This is a genomic window from Thiorhodovibrio litoralis, assembly GCF_033954455.1.
GTDB classification, from domain to species: Bacteria; Pseudomonadota; Gammaproteobacteria; order Chromatiales; family Chromatiaceae; genus Thiorhodovibrio; species Thiorhodovibrio litoralis.
The window spans coordinates 1,064,128-1,085,596 of sequence record NZ_CP121473.1 but is presented as its reverse complement, the minus strand read 5'-3'; the positions used below and the strand labels follow the sequence as shown (position 1 = coordinate 1,085,596).

General features: G+C 62.2%; 19 protein-coding genes. 12 read left to right on the top strand and 7 right to left on the bottom strand.

Features of this window, described 5'->3' with window-relative positions; all coding sequences use genetic code 11:
* Window positions 1-2: 2 nt before the first annotated feature.
* Complete coding sequence (locus Thiosp_RS04810) at window positions 3-1,094, bottom strand: ABC transporter ATP-binding protein (protein WP_201066973.1); 1,092 nt, start codon at window positions 1,092-1,094, stop codon at window positions 3-5.
* The gene (locus Thiosp_RS04805) at window positions 1,081-2,760 is read right to left on the bottom strand and encodes an ABC transporter permease (RefSeq protein WP_201066971.1); all 1,680 of its coding nucleotides are present in this window, start codon (window positions 2,758-2,760) and stop codon (window positions 1,081-1,083) included. The genes Thiosp_RS04810 and Thiosp_RS04805 overlap by 14 nt, the downstream gene beginning before the upstream one ends.
* Window positions 2,761-3,054: 294 nt before the next feature.
* On the opposite strand from Thiosp_RS04805, the gene Thiosp_RS04800 reads away from it, so the two are divergent.
* Window positions 3,055-4,893 (top strand): LTA synthase family protein, encoded by a 1,839-nt coding sequence (locus Thiosp_RS04800; protein ID WP_207188066.1) that lies wholly within the window; start codon window positions 3,055-3,057, stop codon window positions 4,891-4,893.
* 85 nt (window positions 4,894-4,978) lie between these two features.
* Here the strand turns inward: Thiosp_RS04800 and Thiosp_RS04795 are convergent, their stop codons facing one another.
* Window positions 4,979-6,025: a Fe(3+) ABC transporter substrate-binding protein gene (locus Thiosp_RS04795; protein WP_201066967.1), complete on the bottom strand. Its 1,047-nt coding sequence runs from the start codon at window positions 6,023-6,025 to the stop codon at window positions 4,979-4,981.
* Between the two features lie 184 nt (window positions 6,026-6,209).
* A complete protein-coding gene (locus Thiosp_RS04790; RefSeq protein WP_201066965.1) occupies window positions 6,210-6,608 on the bottom strand; it encodes a hypothetical protein in 399 nt (132 codons plus the stop codon).
* A gap of 207 nt (window positions 6,609-6,815) precedes the next feature.
* Here Thiosp_RS04790 and sufB point away from each other — a divergent pair, with 207 nt between their 5' ends.
* From sufB to Thiosp_RS04755, 7 genes are all read left to right on the top strand, one after another.
* Complete coding sequence (sufB, locus tag Thiosp_RS04785; RefSeq protein ID WP_201066964.1) at window positions 6,816-8,258, top strand: Fe-S cluster assembly protein SufB; 1,443 nt, start codon at window positions 6,816-6,818, stop codon at window positions 8,256-8,258.
* A 57-nt stretch (window positions 8,259-8,315) separates the two neighbouring features.
* Window positions 8,316-9,068 carry a Fe-S cluster assembly ATPase SufC gene (sufC, locus tag Thiosp_RS04780; RefSeq protein WP_201066962.1) on the top strand — a complete coding sequence of 251 codons (753 nt, stop codon included), beginning with the start codon at window positions 8,316-8,318 and terminating at the stop codon, window positions 9,066-9,068.
* A complete protein-coding gene (sufD, locus tag Thiosp_RS04775; RefSeq protein WP_201066960.1) occupies window positions 9,065-10,453 on the top strand; it encodes a Fe-S cluster assembly protein SufD in 1,389 nt (462 codons plus the stop codon). Before sufC ends, sufD begins: the two co-directional genes overlap by 4 nt.
* 182 nt (window positions 10,454-10,635) lie before the next feature.
* Window positions 10,636-11,055 carry an SUF system Fe-S cluster assembly protein gene (locus Thiosp_RS04770; protein WP_201066958.1) on the top strand — a complete coding sequence of 140 codons (420 nt, stop codon included), beginning with the start codon at window positions 10,636-10,638 and terminating at the stop codon, window positions 11,053-11,055.
* A gap of 46 nt (window positions 11,056-11,101) precedes the next feature.
* Window positions 11,102-11,287: a hypothetical protein gene (locus tag Thiosp_RS04765; protein ID WP_201066956.1), complete on the top strand. Its 186-nt coding sequence runs from the start codon at window positions 11,102-11,104 to the stop codon at window positions 11,285-11,287.
* Between the two features lie 6 nt (window positions 11,288-11,293).
* Window positions 11,294-12,199 carry a 5-bromo-4-chloroindolyl phosphate hydrolysis family protein gene (locus tag Thiosp_RS04760; protein ID WP_242518595.1) on the top strand — a complete coding sequence of 302 codons (906 nt, stop codon included), beginning with the start codon at window positions 11,294-11,296 and terminating at the stop codon, window positions 12,197-12,199.
* The gene (locus Thiosp_RS04755; protein WP_242518594.1) at window positions 12,196-13,323 is read left to right on the top strand and encodes a toxic anion resistance protein; all 1,128 of its coding nucleotides are present in this window, start codon (window positions 12,196-12,198) and stop codon (window positions 13,321-13,323) included. Before Thiosp_RS04760 ends, Thiosp_RS04755 begins: the two co-directional genes overlap by 4 nt.
* A gap of 61 nt (window positions 13,324-13,384) precedes the next feature.
* Here the strand turns inward: Thiosp_RS04755 and Thiosp_RS04750 are convergent, their stop codons facing one another.
* Together Thiosp_RS04750 and Thiosp_RS04745 are read right to left on the bottom strand one after the other, a co-directional pair.
* Window positions 13,385-14,167, bottom strand: coding sequence for a spermidine synthase (locus tag Thiosp_RS04750; protein ID WP_201066954.1), 783 nt, complete (start codon window positions 14,165-14,167; stop codon window positions 13,385-13,387).
* A gap of 256 nt (window positions 14,168-14,423) precedes the next feature.
* Window positions 14,424-14,966, bottom strand: coding sequence for a hypothetical protein (locus Thiosp_RS04745; protein ID WP_201066953.1), 543 nt, complete (start codon window positions 14,964-14,966; stop codon window positions 14,424-14,426).
* Window positions 14,967-15,106: 140 nt separating this feature from the next.
* On the opposite strand from Thiosp_RS04745, the gene Thiosp_RS04740 reads away from it, so the two are divergent.
* From Thiosp_RS04740 to Thiosp_RS04725, 4 genes are all read left to right on the top strand, one after another.
* On the top strand, window positions 15,107-16,195 hold the full coding sequence (locus Thiosp_RS04740) for a TQO small subunit DoxD (protein ID WP_201066952.1): 1,089 nt from the start codon (window positions 15,107-15,109) through the stop codon (window positions 16,193-16,195).
* Window positions 16,196-16,337: 142 nt separating this feature from the next.
* Window positions 16,338-17,783, top strand: a complete 1,446-nt coding sequence (locus Thiosp_RS04735; protein WP_201066951.1) for a TrkH family potassium uptake protein — start codon at window positions 16,338-16,340, stop codon at window positions 17,781-17,783.
* Window positions 17,784-17,900: 117 nt separating this feature from the next.
* Window positions 17,901-18,023, top strand: a complete 123-nt coding sequence (locus tag Thiosp_RS04730; RefSeq protein ID WP_274607933.1) for a hypothetical protein — start codon at window positions 17,901-17,903, stop codon at window positions 18,021-18,023.
* Between the two features lie 140 nt (window positions 18,024-18,163).
* Window positions 18,164-19,765, top strand: coding sequence for an AAA family ATPase (locus tag Thiosp_RS04725; RefSeq protein ID WP_201066950.1), 1,602 nt, complete (start codon window positions 18,164-18,166; stop codon window positions 19,763-19,765).
* 261 nt (window positions 19,766-20,026) lie between these two features.
* Here Thiosp_RS04725 and Thiosp_RS04720 read toward each other — a convergent pair whose 3' ends face one another.
* Window positions 20,027-20,851 (bottom strand): response regulator transcription factor, encoded by an 825-nt coding sequence (locus Thiosp_RS04720; protein ID WP_201066949.1) that lies wholly within the window; start codon window positions 20,849-20,851, stop codon window positions 20,027-20,029.
* Window positions 20,852-21,469 lie beyond the last annotated feature (618 nt).

Genomic DNA, 21,469 nt, shown 5'->3' with positions numbered 1-21,469 from the left:
CGTCAGAGCACAGCGCCGCGTTCAAACACCACCAGATGATCGAGCTCGGCGTGGAGACCAACGTGACTGCCGGGCGGGAAATCATCATGGCTGGGTGCCAGGCACAGCAAGCGGCGGCCGCTGTCGAGCTTGAGCGTATACAGATATTCCGCACCGCGAAAAGCGCGCTCGGTGACCTGAGCGCTTTGTGGTGCGTTTTGTAGCGCATTTTGTGGCTCGCATTGGGTACAGACCAGGTCATCCGGGCGCACCAGCACGTCCACCTCGGTGCCGGCCGGCAGGCTGATGGCGTTGCGCCCGCGCAGCTCGCCTAGCTCCGTCACAACACTGTTCCCATCCAGCACCCGTCCGGGCAAGAACTCGCCCTGGCCGATAAAGTCCGCCACGAAGCGATCGGCGGGCTGATGGTAGAGCTCAAACCCGGTGCCAGTCTGGTGAATGCGCCCTTCTCGCATCACCGCGATCTGATCAGCCATCGCAAAGGCTTCGAGCTGATCGTGGGTGACCAGAATGGCGGTCACCCCTTCGTGGCGTAGTAGCGCGCGGATCTCTCGCGCAAGCGCCTCGCGCAGTTCCACATCCATGCTTGAGAAGGGCTCGTCGAGCAGCAGCATCTGCGGTCGCGGCGCCAACGCCCGCGCCAGCGCGACCCGCTGCTGCATACCGCCGGAGAGCTCATGCGGATGCCGTCGCGCTGCCTCAGTCAGACCAACCAACTCGAGCAACTCCGCCACCCGCTGCTCGCGGGCGCGACGCTCGAGCCGGTGCAGCCCGAAGGCGACGTTCTTCGCCACCGTCAGGTGCGGAAAAAGCGCGAAATCCTGAAACATCATGCCAATCTGGCGCATCTCTGCCGGGCGCATCACACCTGGCCGCGACACCAGCTCGCCGCCGAGGCGAATCTCCCCGGCCATGACAGGCTCGAACCCCGCCACCGCGCGCAGCAGCGTGGTTTTCCCGCACCCGCTCGGCCCCAACAGGCAGCCGATGCTGCCGTCCATCAGCTCCAGGCTGGCATCCCTCACCACGGGCGTCCCGCCATAGCCGATGCTGACACCGCGCACGAGCAGGCGGCTTGTCTTAGTCACTCCCACCCTCCGTACCCCGCGACCGGGTAATGGCTCGACTTAGCAAAATCACCGGCAGCAGCCCAGCCAGCACAATGGTTAGAGCCGCGGGGCCGGAGTCCGCCAGGCGCTCATCCGAGGCCAGCTCATAGGCCCGCACCGCCAGGGTGTTGAAGTCGAACGGACGCAGAATCAAGGTCGCCGGCAGCTCTTTTAACACATCCACAAACACCAACAGCCCAGCCGTCAGCAAACTGCCGCGCAGCATGGGCACATGCACCCGCCACAGCGTCTGCCCCGGCGCCAGCCCAAGCGAGCGACTGGCATCGTCGATAGCCGGGCGAATCTTACCGAGCCCCGACTCCACCGTTTGCAGCGCGACGGACAGAAAACGCACCAAATAGGCAAACACCAGGGCAAACAGGGTTCCACTTAGCAATAAGCCGGTGGAGAGGCCAAACCACTCGCGCATGCGAGCATCGAGTGCATTGTCGAACCAGGCAAAAGGAATCAGCACTCCGACGGCAATCACGGTTCCCGGCACCGCGTAGCCGAGCCCGGCCACCCGCGCGCTCAGGCGCACGCTCGCCACCGGATAGAGCCGCTTGCCATAACCAATCAGCAGCGCCAGCGCGACGGCGAGCAGCGCCGCTCCTGCGGCAAGCCCGAGACTGTTGAGCGCCAATTGCAAAAAACCGTCGCTCGATGCATCGGCCGCGAACGACCAGGACCAAAACGCCAGCTGCCCCGCCGGCAGCAAAAAACCGAACAGCAGCGGCAACAGGCAGAACAGCCAGGCCAGTAAGCCATTGACGCCATGCAGCCGCAACCTGCGGATGCTTTGCTCGCGTTGCCCGGTGGCATGGTAACGCGCACCGGCTCGCGACCAGCGCTCGAGCAGGATCAGCGCAAAGACAAAGCCCAGCAGCACCGCCGCAAGCTGAGCGGCAGCAGCCGGATTACCCAGCCCGAACCAGGTGCGGAAAATGCCAGTAGTAAAGGTGGAAATACCGAAGTACTGCACCGTACCGTAGTCGGCCAGGGTCTCCATCAGTGCCAGCGCTAAACCGGCAACCACGGCCGGGCGCGCCAACGGCAAGGCTAAGGTCAGAAAGGTGCGCCAGGGTCCATTGCCCAGCGTGCGGCTCACCTCCAGCACCGCGAGCGACTGGCTGAGAAAAGCCGCCCGCGCCAGCATATACACATAGGGATAGAGCACCAGCGACAGCATGACGGCCGCCCCGGGCAACGAGCGCACCTGCGGGAACCAGTAATCCCCATAGCCCCAGCCCATCAGCTCGCGCAGACCCGACTGCACCGGACCAGCCACATCCAGCAGACCGGTATAGGTGTAGGCAATGATGTAGGCCGGCATCGCCATCGGCAGCAACAGCGCCCACTCGAACAACCCGCGCCCCGGAAATTGGCACATGGTCGTGAGCCAGGCAGTGCCAACCCCACCGATCAGGGTCCCAATCGCCACGCCCAGCATCAGCAGCAGGGAATTCAGCACATAATCCGCCAGCACCGTATCGACCAAATGCCGCCAGACATCCCCGGCCGGTACGAAGACAAAGCCCACGACCACCAGCACCGGCAGTGCCAACAGCACGGCCAGGGCGACCGTCACGGGCGGCCACCAGGAAGGCGCAGAAAAACGGACCTGAGCGAGAGCGAAATCGGAAAGAATCATCGGTGCAATCTAGCACCCGGCTCGCCAGGCTCCAAGCGCGCGCTCCCACGGACGCAAAGCGGCGATTGACCTCCAGCCCGGCACAGCCAGGACCTCGCTTTTGAGCTTGATTGCATCAATGAGCCGGCAGGAGCGCCCTGTCGCCCATTGCGCGGGAAGATGGCATGCAGGTCTGGTTAAGACGGTGGCTGCTTTAATGACAGTTTCATGACAATCGGCTAATCTGCTGTTGGTCATTCGACTTCAGATCCAAGGCGATCTGACCGCCCCCAACCAACCGCCGTGAAGCCTCTTTTGTCATCCTTACCCTCATTCTCCCACCGCGCGCCCCTTGCCTGGCTCGCGGCCCTGTTGTTCGTCGTGCTCTGGTATGTTCTGGCCCAGACGGCCATGCAGCTGCTGTTGCAGGTCAAGCCCTGGCCCTCAACCTATGCGCGTGACCTGAGCGCGCACCTGCTGCTTGGCGCCTTGCTGTTCGGGATGGCGCGCACCCTGCCGCGCTTCATGATCGCCTGCGCGACCCTGTTCACGGCCCTGACCCTTGGCAACGCCTTGAAGCTCTCGATTCTTGGCGGCCCCGTCGCACCGGACGATTTCGTCGCGGCGCGCAACCTATTTATGCTGCTCGACGGTTGGGCGTTCGCCGGCGCCGTCCTGATGGTCGCAGCGCCGCTGGTGCTGCTCGGCTGGATGATGGCCTGGCGCCGTCGCTCAACCTGGATCAACCTGGGGCTTCTCGCCCTTGGCATCGGGCTGGTGGTGAGTCATCCAGCGCCCATTACCCAGGCCATGGATCGCTATTTCGGCTTCTCGGTGTGGAATCAGCGCGCCAACTTCGAGATGCGCGGCCTGCCGATCCATCTGCTTCAAGAGACCGCACGCAACCTCTCCCGGCGCGAGACTCCCCCGACGCGCGAGGAGGTTGGCTCAGCCCTAGCCGTGCTCAATGGTTCCATTGGGGACAATGGCATCCAAGGCGCTGTTGCTCCGGTAGCCGGCACTGGCCGGCCGCAGCGCAACCTGCACATGATCGTCCTCGAATCCTTCTGGGACCCCATGGTGCTGACCGCCTCCAAGCTGTCCGCCGACCCAATCGATCCGGCCTTCCGCGCGCTCTGGGCAGAGACTGGATATTCGCATGCCCTAGCACCGGTGTTCGGCGGCTACACGGCCAACACAGAATTCGAGGTGCTGTGCGGCTTCCCCGTGAACCGCGACAATGTCTTTTTCGAAGGCGGCCTGCGCCGCGACGCCCCCTGTCTGCCCAAGCATCTGGCAGACGCCGGCTACCGCACCCTGGTCTCGCATCCCAATTCGGCGTCCTTCTGGAATCGGATCAACGCCTATCGCCGGATTGGATTCGAGACCTATTGGGCCGACAAGGACTTCGAGCTCGACGACATGAACCGCTCATTTCTCAGCGATGAGTCGCTCTACCGTCAGGTGTTTGAGCGCCTGGAGCCGACCTTGAGCGGACCGACACCGATCTTCAATTACGTGCTGACCTATTTCGGCCACCTGCATTACCCGCTCAACGATCGCCGACCTCCAGTGATCACCGCTGCAGAAGGCCATGACATTGTCGCGGCCTATGCCAACACCATGTACTACAAGTCGCGGGAGCTCATGGCCTTTCTCGATACGCTGAGACAGGCCGACCCGGACGCGCTGATCGTGCTCTTTGGTGACCACCCGCCCTTTCTTGGCGCCAATTTTGGCGGCTATACCGAATCGGGAGTCCTCGCCAGCCAACGCGGTGACTTCAGCGACGCCATGTTTCGCACCCAGGTGGAAACGCCGCTGGTTGTGATTGATGGACGGCGCGGCCCCCTGGCGGTCGGCGATCTGATTTTGTATGAATTGCCGGCGCTCCTGCTCGCCCTGCTTGGCGATGACCGCCCCTCCATGATGGATCTCACGGCCCAGACAGCGGATATGCCCAGCATTCGCCCACTGCCAGGGCTGCATCTGAGACTCGACGGCAATCACATCAAGGCCTGCCGAAGTGGCGATGATGCCGAATGCCAGAACTCAACCGATTGGTTGCAAGCGATCGAGACCTTGAGAACTGACATCTTCAGCGGCGACCAACATGTGCTGCTGGAGTTGCATCCGCCAGCCGCCGACCTCTAGGAAGCGACCGCCGCGCCGGAGGTCGGACAGACTGGCTGCTGGGCTCTAAGCAGCTATCTGATTAATTGTCACGGCCTCGGATTACTTACTTCCAGCCCGCTCGGTCCATCAGCAACACGGCATCGTCGTTGAGCTCACCCAGGGTCTCGAGGTTGAGGTCATCTGCCTTGAACTCGCCCCATTCGGCTAGGACCGGGCTGATCTCGACGCCCGCGCGCACCGGATACTCGCCGTTGGCCTGGGCATACCAGGCTTGGGACTCTGGGCTCAGCAAGAACTCCATCAGCTGCACGGCGGCGTCTTTGTTCTTGGCTGCAGCCGTGACCGCTGCGCCGCTGACGTTGACATGGGCGCCGCGGCCGTCCTGATTCGGCCAGAAGACAGCGACCTGCTCGGCGGGATCGCGTTCGCCGGGGTCATCCGAGCCCAGCATGCCGGCCAGATAATAGGTGTTGGCAACGGCGATGTCGCACTCGCCGGCTGCGGCGGCTTTGATCTGGTCACGGTCGCCTCCCATCGGCGGACGCGCCATGTTATCGACCACGCCCTTGGCCCAGGTCTCGGTGACCTCCTCGCCGTTGGCGAAGATCAACGACGCGACCAGCGATTGGTTATAGACATTACTGGAGGAACGGATGCAGATGCGCTTTTCCCATTTTGGATCAGCCAGGGCCTCGTAGGTTGACAGTTCGCTTGGGTCGACGCGCTCTGTCACATACATGATGGGACGCGCGCGCAAGGACAGCCCCACCCAGTGGCCCTCCGGGTCGCGATAATTCTCTGGCACCGCCTCTGTGATGGTCTCGGACTCGGCCACCTGGGTCAGTCCTGCGGCCTTGGCACGATGCAGGTTGCCCGCATCGACCGTCAGCAACAGATCGGCGGGGCTGTTGGCGCCTTCGCTTTTCAAGCGCTGCAGCAAAGCATCCGCCTTGCCGGTGACCAGATTCACCTCGATGCCGGTCTGCTCGGTAAAGCGATCGAGCAGGGGCTTGATCAGCGCTTCCTTGCGCGCGGAGTAAAGATTCACCTCGCCGGGATCATCACCCTGATCCTCGGCCATGCCGGCTATCGGCCAGGCGAGCCCGAGCCCGAGCCCGAGCACAGCCACGCCCAGCGCGCGGCGACTCATTCGCCGGCCCAACCCGCCAGTGTGGCCAACGCCAGTGTGGCCAACGCGAGTTCCGCCTGATCGAGTGCCATCCACACTCTTTTGGTCAGCGCCAGGTTTGCCTGACTGGAACTGGCCGCATTTCCGGGGAGTTTCTGTGTTTATTAAAGAATCCGATTGCTGCTGCATTCCCAATTTCTCCAGGTTAAGGCGTGAATGTTTTGATGAAGATGTCGTGATCAGCTGCCGGACGCAGCCGAGAGGCATCCAGCAGGCTGCATGAACGACAACCTGAACTGGCCTGACACATTCGATAATACAAACGTTTCGCGTTTGCATCAAGGCGCAGGCGGCGCAGAACTTGCAGCACCGCAGCGAACTGCCTTTGATGACCGCTCCACAATGCTCGAAACGCCGAACGGATGCCTGCTACGGCGCAGGCGATGCATTCGCCGGACGCGCGCGGAAAGGCACCTAAGCCGCGCAACTTGTCGCAAAGACGACATTTTTGCTGACTAGACAGGTGCGAGATCGCGCCGCGATCTGAGCTTGAAGCCGGATTCGGGTTCTCCGCCGATGCAAGCTCGCGATAGACTTGAAACATGAACCGCTGTCAGAAAGGCTTCACGCCATGCACTTGTTTGAGTTGATCGCCCCGGAGCCAGCTCCGAACAGCCGCCGAGGGGGACAGCTGCCAGCAGCCAGCCGGCAGTCTGCTTGCTGCGGATGCTCGCCAGCGCTCTTGAAACTCGCCCACGACAGCGCTAAATAACCAAGCAATCCACTAAGAAATTCAATTGGAGCCATCGCCATGAGCGCGACCACTGAATACGATGACATCGTCAAATCGGAGTACGAGCACGGTTTCATCACCGAGATCGAGTCAGAAACCCTTCCCCCTGGCCTTGACGAGAGCGTGATTCGGGCGATTTCAGCGCGCAAGAACGAGCCCGAGTGGATGACGGAGTGGCGGCTGAAGGCTTACGCCAAGTGGCTTGAGATGCCGACGCCGAAGTGGGCGGCGGTGCATCATCCGGCGATCAATTTCCAGGATATTTCCTACTACTCGGCGCCGAAGAAGAAAGATGGGCCGAAGAGTCTGGATGAAGTGGACCCGATCCTGCTGGAAACTTACCAAAAGCTTGGCATCCCGATCGAGGAGCAGAAAGCACTGGCCGGCGTGGCCGTCGATGCAGTCTTCGACAGTGTTTCTGTGGCGACCACCTTTCGCGAAAAGCTAGCCGAGGCCGGAGTCATCTTCTGCTCCATCTCCGAGGCGCTGCAGGAGTACCCGGAGTTGGTCAGGCAGCACATCGGCACGGTGGTGCCGCCGAGCGATAATTTTTACGCTGGGCTCAACTGTGCGGTGTTCACCGACGGCACCTTTGTCTATGTGCCGAAGAACACCCGCTGCCCGATGGAGTTGAGCACCTATTTCCGCATCAATACCGCCAACACTGGGCAGTTTGAGCGCACCCTGATCGTCGCCGACGAAGGCAGCTATGTCAGCTACCTCGAAGGCTGCACCGCCCCGCAGCGCGACGAAAATCAGCTGCATGCCGCAGTGGTCGAGTTGGTGGCGCTGGAGGGCGCAGAGATCAAATACTCAACGGTCCAGAATTGGTATCCCGGTGACGCAAACGGCAAAGGCGGCATCTATAACTTTGTCACCAAGCGCGGCGATTGCCGGGGCGCGCGCTCCAAGATCAGCTGGACCCAGGTCGAGACCGGCTCGGCCATCACCTGGAAGTACCCAAGCTGCATTCTGCGCGGGGATGATTCTGTCGGTGAGTTCTACTCGGTCGCAGTCACCAAAGGCCGCCAGCAGGCGGACACCGGCACCAAGATGATCCACATCGGGCGCAACACCAGCTCGACCATTGTCTCCAAGGGCATCTCGGCGCAGCACGGCCAGCAGTCCTATCGCGGCCTGGTGCGCATCGCCGGCAAGGCCGAGGGCGCGCGCAACCATACGCAGTGCGACTCTTTGCTGATTGGGGATGCCTGCTCCGCCCACACCTTCCCCTATATCGAGGTCAAAAACCCGAGTGCGAAGATGGAGCACGAGGCCACCACCTCCAAGATCAGCGAGGATCAGCTGTTCTACTGTCGCTCGCGGGGGTTGAGCGAAGAGGACGCCGTCTCGATGATCGTGAATGGTTTCTGCAAGCAAGTGTTCAACAAGCTGCCGATGGAATTTGCCGTCGAAGCACAGAAGCTGCTCAGCATCAGCCTCGAAGGCGCAGTGGGCTAAAGCAACCAGGCCGACCCGCGCATCTCATTAAATCAGGATTTTTCTGGAGCCATCATCATGCTGTCTGTGAAGGGCCTGAAGGCCAAAGTCGGTGACAAAGACATTCTCAAAGGCCTCGACCTCGAGGTCGGCGCGGGCGAGGTGCACGCCATCATGGGGCCAAACGGCTCAGGCAAGAGCACCTTCGCCCATGTGCTCTCCGGGCGCGAGGGTTATACCGTCACCGGCGGCACGGTCGATTTCGATGGCCAGAACCTGCTCGGGCTTGAGCCCGAGGAACGCGCCCAGCTTGGGCTTTTTCTGGCCTTCCAGTACCCGGTGGAGCTACCGGGGGTGAACAACACCTATTTTCTTAAGTCCGCCGTCAACGCCATCCGCAAGGCGCGCGGAGACGAAGAGCTCGACGCTGTGTCCTTCCTGCGGCTGATGAAAGAGCGCCTGAAGGTCCTGCATCTCGATGACAGCCTGCTCAAGCGCCCAGTCAATTTCGGCTTCTCGGGTGGCGAGAAGAAACGCAACGAAATCTTCCAGATGGCCATGCTCGAACCCAAGCTGGCGATCCTTGACGAGACCGACTCCGGCCTGGATATCGACGCCCTGCGCATCGTCGCCGACGGCGTGAACGCACTGCGCAGTGCCGAGCGCTCGATGATCGTGGTCACCCATTATCAGCGCCTGCTCGACTACATCCAGCCGGATCATGTCCATGTGCTGGCGCACGGGCGCATCATCCGCTCGGGCGGCAAGGAGCTGGCGCTGGAGCTGGAAGAAAAAGGCTACGGCTGGATCGCCGAGGCGGAGGCGGCATGAACGGCGCTGCCCGATCCAACCCCCGATCCACACCGGGTTCCAGCCCGACCTCCGCTGGGGCATCTACTGGCGCCATCGAGCCGGCGCTGCGCGACTGGCTGGGCGCAGACCCGGCCGCGCAGCGCAAGGGCGAGCCTGGCTGGCTGGGCAAACTGCGCGCCGCGGCTGCCGAGCGCGCCGCTGGACAGAACGTACCAACCCAGAAATCTGAAAACTGGCGCTACACCGCGCTGCGCGGCCTGATTGATCAGGGCTTCAAGCCACAGCTAGAGCCGATCAGCGCGCTGCAAGCCGAGGACCTTGAGGATCAGATCGTCGCCGGCCTCGACAGCTACCGGCTGGTGATGGTCAACGGACGCTTTGAGCCGCGTCTGTCGCAACTCGAGGACCTGCCCGAGGGCGTGCGCGTCGGCGGACTGGCTGATGTGATCGCGCAGGACCCGGATGCGATTGAGGGGTTGCTCGGGCGCGTCGCTGGTGAGGGCCAGCACCTGTTCACCTCCCTGAACACCGCGGCCTTCGACGACGGGCTGGTCATGTTGATCGACGCCGGCGTGCAACTGGAACGTCCGGTCGAGCTGCTCCACCTCTCCATCGGCCTCGACCAGCCGAGCGTCGCCCAGCCGCGTCACCTGATCAGTCTGGCCGAGGGTGCCCGCGCCGATTTGGTTGAACGTTACCTAAGCTTTGGCGAGGCAATTTACTGCAACAATGCGGTGGTCGAGATTCGCCTGGCCAAAGACGCACGGCTGCACCATGACCGGCTGCAACAGGAAAGCCCCAGCGCCTATCACCTCACCGGCCTGTATCTGGAACAGGATGCCGACAGCCGCTATCGCGGCATCAACATTGGCATGGGCGGCGCATGGGCGCGAACCGACCTGGTCACGCGCTTTCTAGCGCCGGGAGGCGACTGCGAGCTGCAGGGACTGTACCTGGCTGGCGACCGGCAACTGATCGACTACCACATGGACGTCCAGCATCAGGTGCCTGGCTGCTCGAGCCGCGAGAACTTCAAAGGCATTCTGCATGGCAAGGGCAAGGCTGTGTTCGACGGACGGGTTTATGTGGCGGTGGGCGCGCAGCAGACCGACGCGGCCATGTCCAACCGCAACCTGATCCTCTCGCCCAATGCCGAGGTCGATACCAAGCCGCAGCTGGAAATCTACGCCGATGACGTCAAATGCAGTCATGGCACCACGGTCGGCCAGCTCGAGCCGGAAATGCTGTTTTATCTGCGCTCGCGCGGCATCGCCGCGCCGCTTGCGCGACGCATGCTCTGCCTTGGCTTTGCCGGGGAGATCATTGACGCCATCGGGTCCGATTCGCTGCGCGAAACCATCACCGAATCGGTCGGCCAACGCCTGGAGCAATCGCCACTATGAGTCAGCTTGCAGCAAACTTCACCCGCACCGATGCGGACTCGGGTTCCAGCGCCCACGGCCGCGCAAACGCAGGTATTTTTCGCTCACTTCCCCAGACACTGTTAAAGGGCGCACTGAAAAACGGCGTGCTTAACCGGGGAGGACGCAGCAGAGCAGTTCTGAGCAGGGGAGAATCCGGAGCAATGAACAGACTGGCACGATTCACCGGCTTTGGCCGCGAGGAGCAAACAGCAGACACCGATGGGCATGACGCTGCCACCGGGCCCGAGATCGAGCAGGGTATCGAGCGGATGGACGCCGAAGAACTGCGCGAACCCATCATCGCCGCGATGCGCGGGGTCCATGACCCGGAAATCCCGGTCAACATCTATGACCTGGGGCTGATCTACAAAATCGACATCGCCCCCAATGGGGATGTCGACGTCGACATGACCCTGACCGCCCCGGCCTGCCCGGTTGCGGGCATGATGCCACTGATGGTCAAGGACGCGGTGCAGAAGGTCGAGGGCGTCGGCGCGGTGCAGGTCGAGTTGGTCTGGGACCCACCCTGGAGCCAGGAGAACATGTCCGAGGAAGCCCTGCTCCAACTCGGCATGATGTGAGACCAACGGCTACCCGCGAAGGCGCGCGGGTTGTAAACTCGCGGGGATGAAAGTCAGCACGCCCGTTTCCCGACACACTCTGCACCAGGTGCAACCGCCTCCGCTGGGCGCTGCGCAGGAGCCGCCGCCACCGGCTATTCGCCGCGCGGGCGGCGGTCTGCGTTTCCTCGGCGCCCTGCTGCTCTTTTCCACCCTCAGCTTGCTAAGCTGTCAGTCGCTGTTCGTCTTCTAGGCCATCATGTCCCTGGATCATCACGACATCAGCGCCGATGTGCAGCATGCCATGCACGCCGCCGGCCAGAGCTGGCAGCGCTGGCGCGATCAACGCCGTTCCGACACCCGTCTGAAGCCACCGCGCATGCTGCTGTTGTGGATCGCCACCGCACCGCTGGTCCCGGCTGCCTTTGGCAGCCTGGTCGCCGGGCGTCTGGATGCCTTTGCCGCCGATGCCGGAGCCTTTGCGCTCTTTGCCATCGCCGCCATCCTCGCCCGGCGCGCTTATCTCAGCAGCGCAGCCAAGCCGCGGCGGCGTTTCTCGCGGCGCCTGCAGCTGCCATTGCTCAACCTCTCCGGCGCGCTGGTGGGTGTGGCCACCGCCGTCACCGCCATCGCTGGTGCGGACAATACCGTTCCAGTCGGCATCGCCTTCGCGCTGGTCGCCAGCACCGGGTTCTTTCTCGCCTACGGTATGCAACCCTGGCTCCAAGGCGATCGGCTCGAGGCAGCCGACCGCGAATCCCGGCTAGTTGCCGAAGCCCTCGCCGAGGCCGAAAGTCGGCTGATCCAGATCGAACAGGCCGCCGGAGCCCTCGGCAACCGCGAGCTGCGTGGGCGGCTCGCGCGCATCGCCACCCTCGGGCGCGATATCCTGGCGCAGATCGCCGCGCGCCCGTCGGACCTGAGCCGCGCTCGGCGTTTCCTGACAGTCTTCCTCGAAGGCGCTGAACAGGTCTCTAACGGCTATGTGCGCGCCCATCGTCATACCGACTCCGAAGAGCTCGAACAGCGCTTCCGCACCGTGCTGATCACCATCGAAGACCAGTTCGCCCACCAACGCCAGCGCCTGACCCAGGCCGACGTCACCGACCTCGACATCCAGATCGAAGTGCTGCAAAAGCAGCTTGAGCATGAGGCCATTACATGACTGCAGCGACTCAAACACCCCAGGCCCCAACCGCCACTGGAGCAGATACAACGCCTTTGCCCATCCAACCGGCCGCGCCCACACCGCCGCCGGCCCCAACGGACATCAAGCGCTTGCTCACTGAGATCGACCTGACCGACAGCCAGTCGATTCTGCACTTTGGTGCCAAAGCGCAGCAGCAGCTCACCGAGGTCTCGGAGCAAATGCTTGAGGGCGTGCGCATCAAAGACACCGGCCCAGCCGGCGAGGCGCTCAATAACATGGTCGGGCAACTGCGTGGCTTCGACGTCGAGGCGCTCGACCCCAACGCCAAGCGCGGCGTGATCGCACGCCTATTCGGCAAGACCAAACAGGTGCATAAATTCCTGCAGGAATACGAACAGGTGCGCGATCAGATCGAGCGCATCAGCATGGACCTGGACCGCCACAAGACTCGGCTGATGACCGACGTGGTCTCGCTCGACCGCCTGTATGACGCCAATCTGGATTATTTTCGCGAGCTGGAGGGCTATATCGCCGCCGGTGACGCCAAGCTCGTGGAGCTGGATCGGGAGACGATCCCGGCACTTGAGGCCGAAGTGAAGCAGACTGAGGACATGGTGCGAGCGCAGAATCTGCGCGACCTGCGCGGCGCGCGCGATGACCTGGAGCGCCGTGTGCATGACCTGCGCCTGACCCGCCAGGTCACCATGCAGGCGCTGCCGAGCATCCGCTTGGTGCAGGAAAACGACAAGGGGCTGATCAACAAGATCAACTCCACGCTGGTCAACACCGTGCCCCTGTGGCGTCAGCAGCTCGCGCAGGCGATTACCATTTATCGCTCCGGTCGCGCGGCCGAGACAGTAAAGGCGGCGACCGACTTGACCAATGAGCTACTGATGGCGAATGCGGAGAATCTCAAGCAGGCCAACGCCCAGGCACGCACCCAGATCGAGCGTGGGGTGTTTGACATCGAAACCGTCAAGGCGGCCAATCAGGCGCTGATCGACACCATTGAGGAGAGCCTGAGCATCGCCGACCAAGGCCGCCGCGCGCGGGCAGCGGCGGGCAAGGAACTCGCCCAGCTTGAGGGCAACTTGAGAAAAGCGCTGAGCAAGGCGTCGGCTTCAACGCAGCCAGGCTAAGGTCCTTATTGACGGACCCGCCAGCGCGGGAGCCAACCCAAACGCCAGAGAAACACAAGCGTCAGAGATCGTGCTTCTCGTCCGCCAGTCCGAAACCGAGCAGCTCGAGCAGCAGACCGGTCACGGCGCCGCCGACAGCTCCACCGAGCGAACCGGACGGAATTTGTTCGAGCAGCTGCTCAACACTGCCGCTCATGCCCCATTCGATTCCAGTCGAGGTGGTGCCAACAATCAGCCAGACGCCCACGCCCACGATACCGGCGATCCATGCCGCGACCAGCGAACCGCCCAGGCGCGTCCAGGGCCAGCCCCGGCAGCCATACACCAGCCAGTGCTGATTGAGCTGAAACAGGGTGCCGACCAAGGCCACCACGCCAGCCACCACGACCATGTCATCAATCGGCTCGGGATAGAGCTGCAAGGCAATGGCAATGGCCAAACCAGCGCCGGCACCCGCCAGCAAACCAGTGGCGGTGACACCAAAAGCGCGCGCATTCGACTGCCGACCGCGATTAAAGAACATTCCGGCAACCAGGCCCGCGCCCGCGGCCACACCGGTAATGATCGGCAAATCGACCACCTGCATGTAAAGCATCAGATAGCCAATCGATGCCAGCACGCCGGCGGCAGCGCCCACCAATGCGACGAACATTGCGCTATAGAGCGCCGCCGTGGTCATGGCCGCGGCGCAGGCGCCGATCAATAACGGGTACCAGCCCTCAAGACCGAGGTCGCCCAGCATGTGGCGCATCGCAACAAACACGGCGCCAAAGACCCCGCCGGCGAGCCCCCAAATAAAGAGCATCAACAGGGCGCGCGCCAATTTTTTTATCAGGGACATCATCCATCCTCCGCTGCCTGCATCAGCCCGACCGCGGCACCTCGGGGTGCGCGGCGAGCATCCGCGGAAAGGTCAGTACGACTAGGGTTCAATGCGCGCTCGAAAACGATCAGCGAGCGCGCTCCGTTATTATTCTCATGAATCGGCGTGACAAACCGGCCATCATTCTAACCCGATGCTGGGGATCGCGTGAACGCCCCTGACTCGGGTCACTCGAGGGGTCACTCGAGGGGTCACTCGAGGGAACACTGGCGCATCATCAACCCGGCTGCGCGAGCCAAATCAGCGCTGCATCGGCGCGCCGCTCGGGTCGTGCGACCGGCAGCATGATCTGGCCACCCGAATCTGTCGACCAAATCAGCACCGGTGCCTGCCCGGTGGACTCCTCGCGCGGCTCGCCAAGACCGTTGCGCAGCGATTGCTCCAACATGTCGTGATACTTAAGCCGGTAGCCGAGTTGCAGCATGCGCAGCCGATCGTCGGCAAAGTACATTTGCGCCGAACGCGCCGGCAAGCCGTTGAACGAGGCGATCTTCGCCGCGCACAGCCGATCCCCCAAGGCCGTCGCCAGCGCCTGGCAGTCAAACTCGACTTTCGGGAACTGCTCGCGAATCACCTCCTCAGTCACCGCCGGGGTGAGCTTGTCATAGGCAATGTTAAAGCTCGGGTCGCCCAACACATGCAGCAACACCAGATCGCTGCGGCGCTTGCCATCCTCGGTGAACATCAGCCAGGTGATCGGCCCGATCACCAACGCGAGCGACAGGAGCAGCTTGTAGGAACGGGGTAGCTTCGCTTTCATGCCGAGATTCTAACTTGCCTTCGCGCGCCCAGGGTGGCTAATAAACTGGCTGATGAGTTGGCTGGCAGGTGGAATACATAATGCCCAACCCTCTGATCAGGATAAACTGAAAGCATGCATGGTAACGCGAGAACTCGATCATGATCAGCACGCATCACAACAACGCCGAAACTTGCACGCCGCAGAGCCTGTTCGCGCTCGCGGGTGTCATGGCACTCTCCACCCGACTGGTGCAGGGATGGATCTTCTGGGCTGGGGCCTCGCGACGGCTGTTCTACGATGTCGCGTCCGTTGGAGGGATGGAGCACGCCGTCAAGATGGACCCGGCCCTGCCGAGCTACCTGGCCGGCAAGCTGATGCACGCCATGCCCGGCTCCTTGTTTCCGGACCTGGTCGCCTGGATACTGCAGCGCGGCGATCTGCTGCTGTCGATGGTGTGGCTGTGGACCATTGCCGAGCTGATTGTCGGCATCGGCCTGCTGCTCGGCCTCGGCACCCGCCTGCTGGCCTTCGTCGGTGTCGGGCTCAACATCTCACTGATGCTCATTTTCGGCTGGATGGGCTCAACCTGCGTCGATGAGTGGACCATGGCCGCCTGCGGCTTCGCGATGAGCGCCACGCTGATGCTCACGGGCGGCGGGTGCTTCGCCATCGACCACTGGCTAGCCAGGCGCTTTCCGGCAGCTGGCGGGAGCCAATGGTTTCGGCTGATCGGCTCCGGGCCGCTCGCCTTGACCAGCGCGCATCGCTGGGGCCTGGGCCTGGGCATCCTGTCGCTACTGTTTACTGTCGGCTTCTACCAGTTTCTGCATGGGGCGGTTATCAGCCCGTTGAAGCCACGGGTCAGCTTTCACGCCTACAACATCGCCCTCAGCGACGCACGCGCCCAGCCCGACGGCGGCGTCAGCTTCAGCGCTTACATCAATGCCGGCCCGGATACCGGCAAGCTCTATGTGATAGAGGCACAATTGCGCGCTGGCAACAACACCCTTGCCCGCTGGGGCGGCGAGGAGCTGAGCGAGCTACCCGCCACAGCCATCTCCAACCAATTCAACCAGCCATGGGCGGCGAAAATCGCCCCAGCCCGCTACGGACTCGGCGCCGTCACCGGGGCCCAAGCGGTGATCAAGCTACCTGCCCAAGGCCCTTTGTCAGCGGGCGATTATCAGCTTGAGCTCAGCGATATCGACGGCAACCACTGGGTGACACCCGTGGTTCTGGGGGACTGAATGGAAAACGCAGAACATCAGGCCATCCGCCGGCTCACCTGGCGTTTGGCCCCCTTCCTGGTGTCCGGCGCCCTGCTCACAGCCAGTCTCGGGCGCCTGACATCCGAGCCAAGCTGATCCTGGCCACTCAGCGCACGCAATAATGCATTGGCGTCCAATTTTTCGCCTGTTCGGGTTGCTGTTTCTGTTCTACAGCCTGAGCTTTCTGCCTTCGCTCGGCATCGCCTGGTTGTATCGCGACGGGCAGATGGGTGTTTTCGTCAGTTCCTGGCTGCTGTGCGCGCTGCTCGGCGCCGCACTTTGGTTGCCGCATCGCCGCGCCATGCAAGCGCTGTCGGTGCGCGAGGCCTTTTTCGTCGTCACGCTGTTCTGGGCGCTGCTCGGCGCCATTGGCGGCTTGCCCTTCGCGCTGGGGCTGCATTTGCAATTCACCGATGCCGTGTTTGAGTCCATTTCCGGCTTTACCACCACCGGCGCCACGGTCATGAGCGACATCGATGCCTTGCCGGCGTCGATCCTCTATCACCGCCAGCAAATTCAGTGGCTCGGCGGCATGGGCATGATCGTGCTGGCCGTCGCGATTCTGCCGCTCATGGGCGTGGGCGGCAGCCAGCTCTATCGCGCCGAGTCCTCCGGAGTCGCCAAGTTCGAGAAGCTCACGCCGCGCATTGCTGAAACGGCGCGCTCGCTGTGGGGTCTTTATTTCGGCCTGACGCTGGCCTGCGCGCTCGCCTTTTGGGCTGCGGGCATGAGTTTGTTCGATGCCGTCGGTCATGCCTTCGCGACTGTGGCCACCGGAGGCTTCTCCACTCATGATGCCAGCATCGGGTGGTTCAACAGCCCGCTGATCGAGAGCATTGCCATTGTCTTCATGCTCGCCGGTGGGGTGAACTTCGCGGTCCATTTCATCGCTTGGCGCCGGTTAGATCCGCTCGCCTATCCGCGCGACCCCGAGGTGCGGGTCTTTGGCTGGTTGTTTATCGGCGGCAGTCTGTTCATCGCGCTGAGCCTGATGTGGACTCGGGCTTATCCAGGGTTTGGCGAGTCCCTGCGCTACAGTGCCTTTCAGGTCGCCTCCATCTTGACCAGCACCGGCTTTGGCACCGCGACCTTCGGCGAATGGCCGCGGCATATTCCGCTTACCCTGGTTATCCTGTCTTTTATCGGTGGCTGCATCGGCTCCACCGCCGGTGGCATCAAGGTGGTTCGAGTCATGTTGATGACCCGCCAGGGCGTGCAACATCTGGTTCATCTCGCGCATCCTCACGCCGTGCTGACGCTCAAGCTCGGCGGCCGCCCGGTCGATCAGGACACCCAATTTTCCATCTGGGGCTTCGCGGTGCTCTACACCGTTGTGACGCTCATGCTAACGGTGGCAATGATGGCATTAGGACTTGATTTCACCACCGCAGTCGGCGCCGTAGTGGCCACCATCAACCTGCTCGGGCCGGGACTTGGCGAGGTGGCCTCGAGTTTCGCCGGCGTCGATGAAGCCGTTAAGTGGCTGTCGATCTTTGCCATGCTGGTCGGCCGCCTGGAAGTCTTCACCCTGCTAATTCTCTTTCTACCGGCCTATTGGCGCGGGTGATTCGATCACATCCGCATCAGCAGCGTCTTTCAACTGCCGACCAGCCGGGATGGCACCTAGGTCGCGGGACTCGGCTATGCCTATTGGCAGGAGGAACTGGCCGACGAGGAGACACCGATGACCTATCTTGCCGTCTTTCTCTCTAGTCAGGAATACCATGACCGCTTCCTGCCGGCGGACGAGGAGGCAGCTGCCCTGAACTTGGTCGGCGTGCCGGTTGGGGACTGGGCGCTGGTTTAAGCGTTTTTCTGCATCAGCACCGGGCGGCCTGACTGCGCTGCTCAGGGGCGCAAGCCCGGTGCTATGATGGCTCCAGCCACTGCGGGATTCGCCAGAAGGATGCGCTGCCGTGCCAACTGGCCCATGCACCGAGCACCATCATGCAGAAATTCTTCAACAACGCCGGCCCCATTAAGCCGGAGATGCACTATCACCTACCGCTGTTGCAGCGTCTGGACTGGGAAGAGATTCAGCAACTAATCGGCGAGCAGCGCTACTTCGTGCTGCACGCCCCGCGCCAGACCGGCAAGACCAGCACTCTGCTGGCGATGATGCAGGCACTCAATGCCTCCGGCGCCTACGCCTGCGCCTACGCCAACATCGAAGGCGCCCAGGCCGCGCGTGGGGATGAAACCCAAGGCATACCGGCGGCCTGTGATGCCTTGGTCAATGCCATCGACCTCTATCTCAATCAACAGGATCTGCTGGAATGGTACGAAAGTAAAAAGCAGCATTTGGCCCCCCAACACCTGCTCACCCAGGTGCTGCAGCAATGGGCAGAGCAGCAAGGCAAACCCACCGTCCTGCTGCTCGACGAAGTTGACGCCTTGGTCGGCGACACCCTGATCTCCTTGCTGCGCCAGATCCGCGCCGGCTACGCCCAGCGGCCCGAGCACTTTCCGCAATCCATCCTCCTCTGCGGCGTGCGCGATGTGCGCGACTACCGCCTGGAGCAGGACGGCGCCCAGGTCATTACCGGCGGCAGCGCTTTCAACATCAAAGCCGTCTCGCTGCGCATGGGCGATTTCACCGCAGCCGAGACGCGCGCCCTCTGGTTGCAACATACCGAGGCCACCGGCCAGGTGTTCGACGAAGCCATCTTCGCGGAGCTTTGGGAGGATAGCCGCGGCCAGCCCTGGCTGGTCAATGCCCTGGGCTACGAGGTGACCTGGAAGAACCGCGCCGCGCGCGACCGCCGCCACCCCATCGGCCTGATCGACTACCAGGCCGCCCGCGAGCAGCTGATTCAATCGCGCGCCACTCATCTGGATCAGCTCAGCGACAAGCTCAAGGAACCCCGAGTGCATCGCGTACTCCAAGCCCTGCTGAGCGGCGAGGAAGACCGCCTGGACAACCTGAGGATGGACGATCAGCAGTATGTGGAAGACCTTGGGCTGATTGTCACCCGCCCCGGCGTGCAGATCAGCAACCGCATCTATCAAGAGGTGATCCCCCGCGAGCTGAGCTGGATTGCGCAAACCCGCATTCCCAATCAGGAACAGGTCTGGTACATCGACTCAGACCACCGCCTGAACATGCCCAAACTGCTGGCCGCATTCCAGCAATTTTTCCGCGAACACTCCGATAGCTGGAGTGAAGGCTTCGATTACAAAGAAGCTGCCCCGCAACTGCTGATGCAGGCCTTTTTGCAGCGCATCATCAACGGCGGTGGCCGTATCAGTCGGGAGTATGGTCTCGGTCGCAAGCGCACCGATCTCCTGATCGAATGGCCGCTGGATCCGGAGCAGGCTATGCACGGGCCGCTGCAACGGGTGGTCATTGAACTCAAGCTGCTGCGCGGCAAGCTCGATGCGGTGATCCAGACCGGCCTGGCGCAGACCCTGGACTATTGCCAGCGGGTTGGCGCCGACGAGGCCCATCTGGTTATCTTCAACCGCCACCCCAAGGTCTCCTGGAACAAGAAGATCTGGCACAAACCAGCCAGCCATCAGGGTTTTCGCATCGGGGTTTGGGGAGCCTAGGTTCTGTTGACATAAGCATTTCTCGTTGCTGATGGCGTTGAAATCAGCGGTGCCGTAGGGAAATTTCATGATGGATGGCCGAAAAGCGGAGCACGGGGAAGTATAAGGGAGTCGCCGCCAAACAAGCCGAAACGACATAGGCCAGAGCGTTGGAGTTTTCGTGCGCCGAGCAGCATTACGCCATCCATGGCGTGCGGGAATCTGCTGGAACAAAATGGGCCCACTATAGGTTCGCTTGGCCGCTCAGATTAGGGAACGAAATCAAGTGTCGTCGATCTCCCGCACCCGACCAAGCCATAGCGCGGTCAGTCCGGGGCGGCTGTGCACACCGAATTTGCGATACAGTCGTGTGCAATAGCTGTGCACTGTCGTCGGGCTTAGGCTGAGTTTCTCGGCAATTTGCTGCTCGGTCTTGGCTGTCAGCAGCTCGGCCAGAACACGCTGCTCCGCCGCGGTCATGTGCTGATCCGCCAGGGCCACGCCATAATGCAGCACCAGTTGGCGATGAAACCACTTCAGCGGACGCATCGCATGTGCGAGAAGCGCGCGCTCGGTCTCGCCAAAGGGAACGGTTTGGTCACCAAAGCGTTCGAATGCGAGCCAAGATTCGATCCCCCCACTCACCGGTGTCATCACGAAGATTGCATCACGGCAGCCCATCGAGGCATAAAAGCGTTGGAAGAACTTCGATTTGAACCAGTTCGGCGGCATCATGTCGCTCAGAACATTGACCCGATAGGTCCCGGCTCCACTTAGGTTGGCGATAATACTCGCATCGATCTCGCCACCATCCATGCCCCGAAGATGTTGACGGCTGATCGCCTCGTGCCCGCGGGGCGGCTCGCCAAAGTGAAATGCTCGTACCCGCCAGCCATCGAGCGGATCCTTGGGGGCTAATTCCGGGGCCGCCAATTCCGGCAACCTGAGGGTGCCGATCCAATAGGCATGCTGGGCCCTGATCAATTCGGCCAGCGTATTCATGCAGAATAGCAAGGCATCCATGGAGCGGTAAGCACCGAAACTGGGTAGCTCATCCCATAGCCGATGTATCCCGGCGCGTGCCCTTGTGTCTTTGATCTCTGTCATGGTGATCGCCCTTCGCCTGTTGGCATTCGATACCGGGCCTTGGCCGTGCGCCAGGCTGATTGGCCGATTGCCGGCCTTTGCCAAGCCCGAGCCCATTCGCGGGGCGATTTGTTACCCCATGGGCGCGATTGATTCGGCAATTTACTCTGATCAGAGGATGTTCAACCAATCGCGTTTCTGGTGTTGTTATGTGGGTCAAAGATTGCCCGCTATTGGCGAACATCATGCTTGCCGACCTTTCAGCCCGCAACGACCCGCGCCTGGCTGCGTCGAGCAGCCCCGCCGAGTCATCCCAGGCAGCGCGCGGCGCGCCCATCCACCAACGCGTGGCGTTGCTCGATGCCTCTCAAACCGCGGACGCCCAATCCTGGGTCGCGGAGTTCTCTTGTCGGCAGATTAAGTGCCGGAAGTTTCACCGGCCTGATTGAGCGCGCGGACCTCGGCGACATCGAGATCGTTCACGAGCAGCAAAGTCAAGACCTCTACAAAATCGGCAGCAATTCCCGCTGCTCCCCATTCGGTCGCGCGCCCGTCGATTGAGCGAGCGTTGCGAAACCCCTGGGCAGAGGAAAACCTCACGGGTAAGCCGTGATGGTGCAAGCTGGCTGTTGGTTATCC

Bases quoted from the DNA above. Each gene is read 5' to 3' on its own strand.
- Thiosp_RS04790 (WP_201066965.1), bottom strand. From the start codon at position 6,608: ATGTTTCAAGTCTATCGCGAGCTTGCATCGGCGGAGAACCCGAATCCG.
- sufD (WP_201066960.1), top strand. From the start codon at position 9,065: ATGAACGGCGCTGCCCGATCCAACCCCCGATCCACACCGGGTTCCAGC.
- Thiosp_RS04740 (WP_201066952.1), top strand. From the start codon at position 15,107: ATGATCAGCACGCATCACAACAACGCCGAAACTTGCACGCCGCAGAGC.
- sufB (WP_201066964.1), top strand. From the start codon at position 6,816: ATGAGCGCGACCACTGAATACGATGACATCGTCAAATCGGAGTACGAG.
- sufC (WP_201066962.1), top strand. From the start codon at position 8,316: ATGCTGTCTGTGAAGGGCCTGAAGGCCAAAGTCGGTGACAAAGACATT.
- Thiosp_RS04805 (WP_201066971.1), bottom strand. From the start codon at position 2,760: ATGATTCTTTCCGATTTCGCTCTCGCTCAGGTCCGTTTTTCTGCGCCT.
- Thiosp_RS04765 (WP_201066956.1), top strand. From the start codon at position 11,102: ATGAAAGTCAGCACGCCCGTTTCCCGACACACTCTGCACCAGGTGCAA.
- Thiosp_RS04760 (WP_242518595.1), top strand. From the start codon at position 11,294: ATGTCCCTGGATCATCACGACATCAGCGCCGATGTGCAGCATGCCATG.
- Thiosp_RS04745 (WP_201066953.1), bottom strand. From the start codon at position 14,966: ATGAAAGCGAAGCTACCCCGTTCCTACAAGCTGCTCCTGTCGCTCGCG.
- Thiosp_RS04725 (WP_201066950.1), top strand. From the start codon at position 18,164: ATGCAGAAATTCTTCAACAACGCCGGCCCCATTAAGCCGGAGATGCAC.
- Thiosp_RS04755 (WP_242518594.1), top strand. From the start codon at position 12,196: ATGACTGCAGCGACTCAAACACCCCAGGCCCCAACCGCCACTGGAGCA.
- Thiosp_RS04770 (WP_201066958.1), top strand. From the start codon at position 10,636: ATGAACAGACTGGCACGATTCACCGGCTTTGGCCGCGAGGAGCAAACA.
- Thiosp_RS04730 (WP_274607933.1), top strand. From the start codon at position 17,901: ATGACCTATCTTGCCGTCTTTCTCTCTAGTCAGGAATACCATGACCGC.
- Thiosp_RS04795 (WP_201066967.1), bottom strand. From the start codon at position 6,025: ATGAGTCGCCGCGCGCTGGGCGTGGCTGTGCTCGGGCTCGGGCTCGGG.
- Thiosp_RS04750 (WP_201066954.1), bottom strand. From the start codon at position 14,167: ATGATGTCCCTGATAAAAAAATTGGCGCGCGCCCTGTTGATGCTCTTT.
- Thiosp_RS04735 (WP_201066951.1), top strand. From the start codon at position 16,338: ATGCATTGGCGTCCAATTTTTCGCCTGTTCGGGTTGCTGTTTCTGTTC.
- Thiosp_RS04720 (WP_201066949.1), bottom strand. From the start codon at position 20,851: ATGACAGAGATCAAAGACACAAGGGCACGCGCCGGGATACATCGGCTA.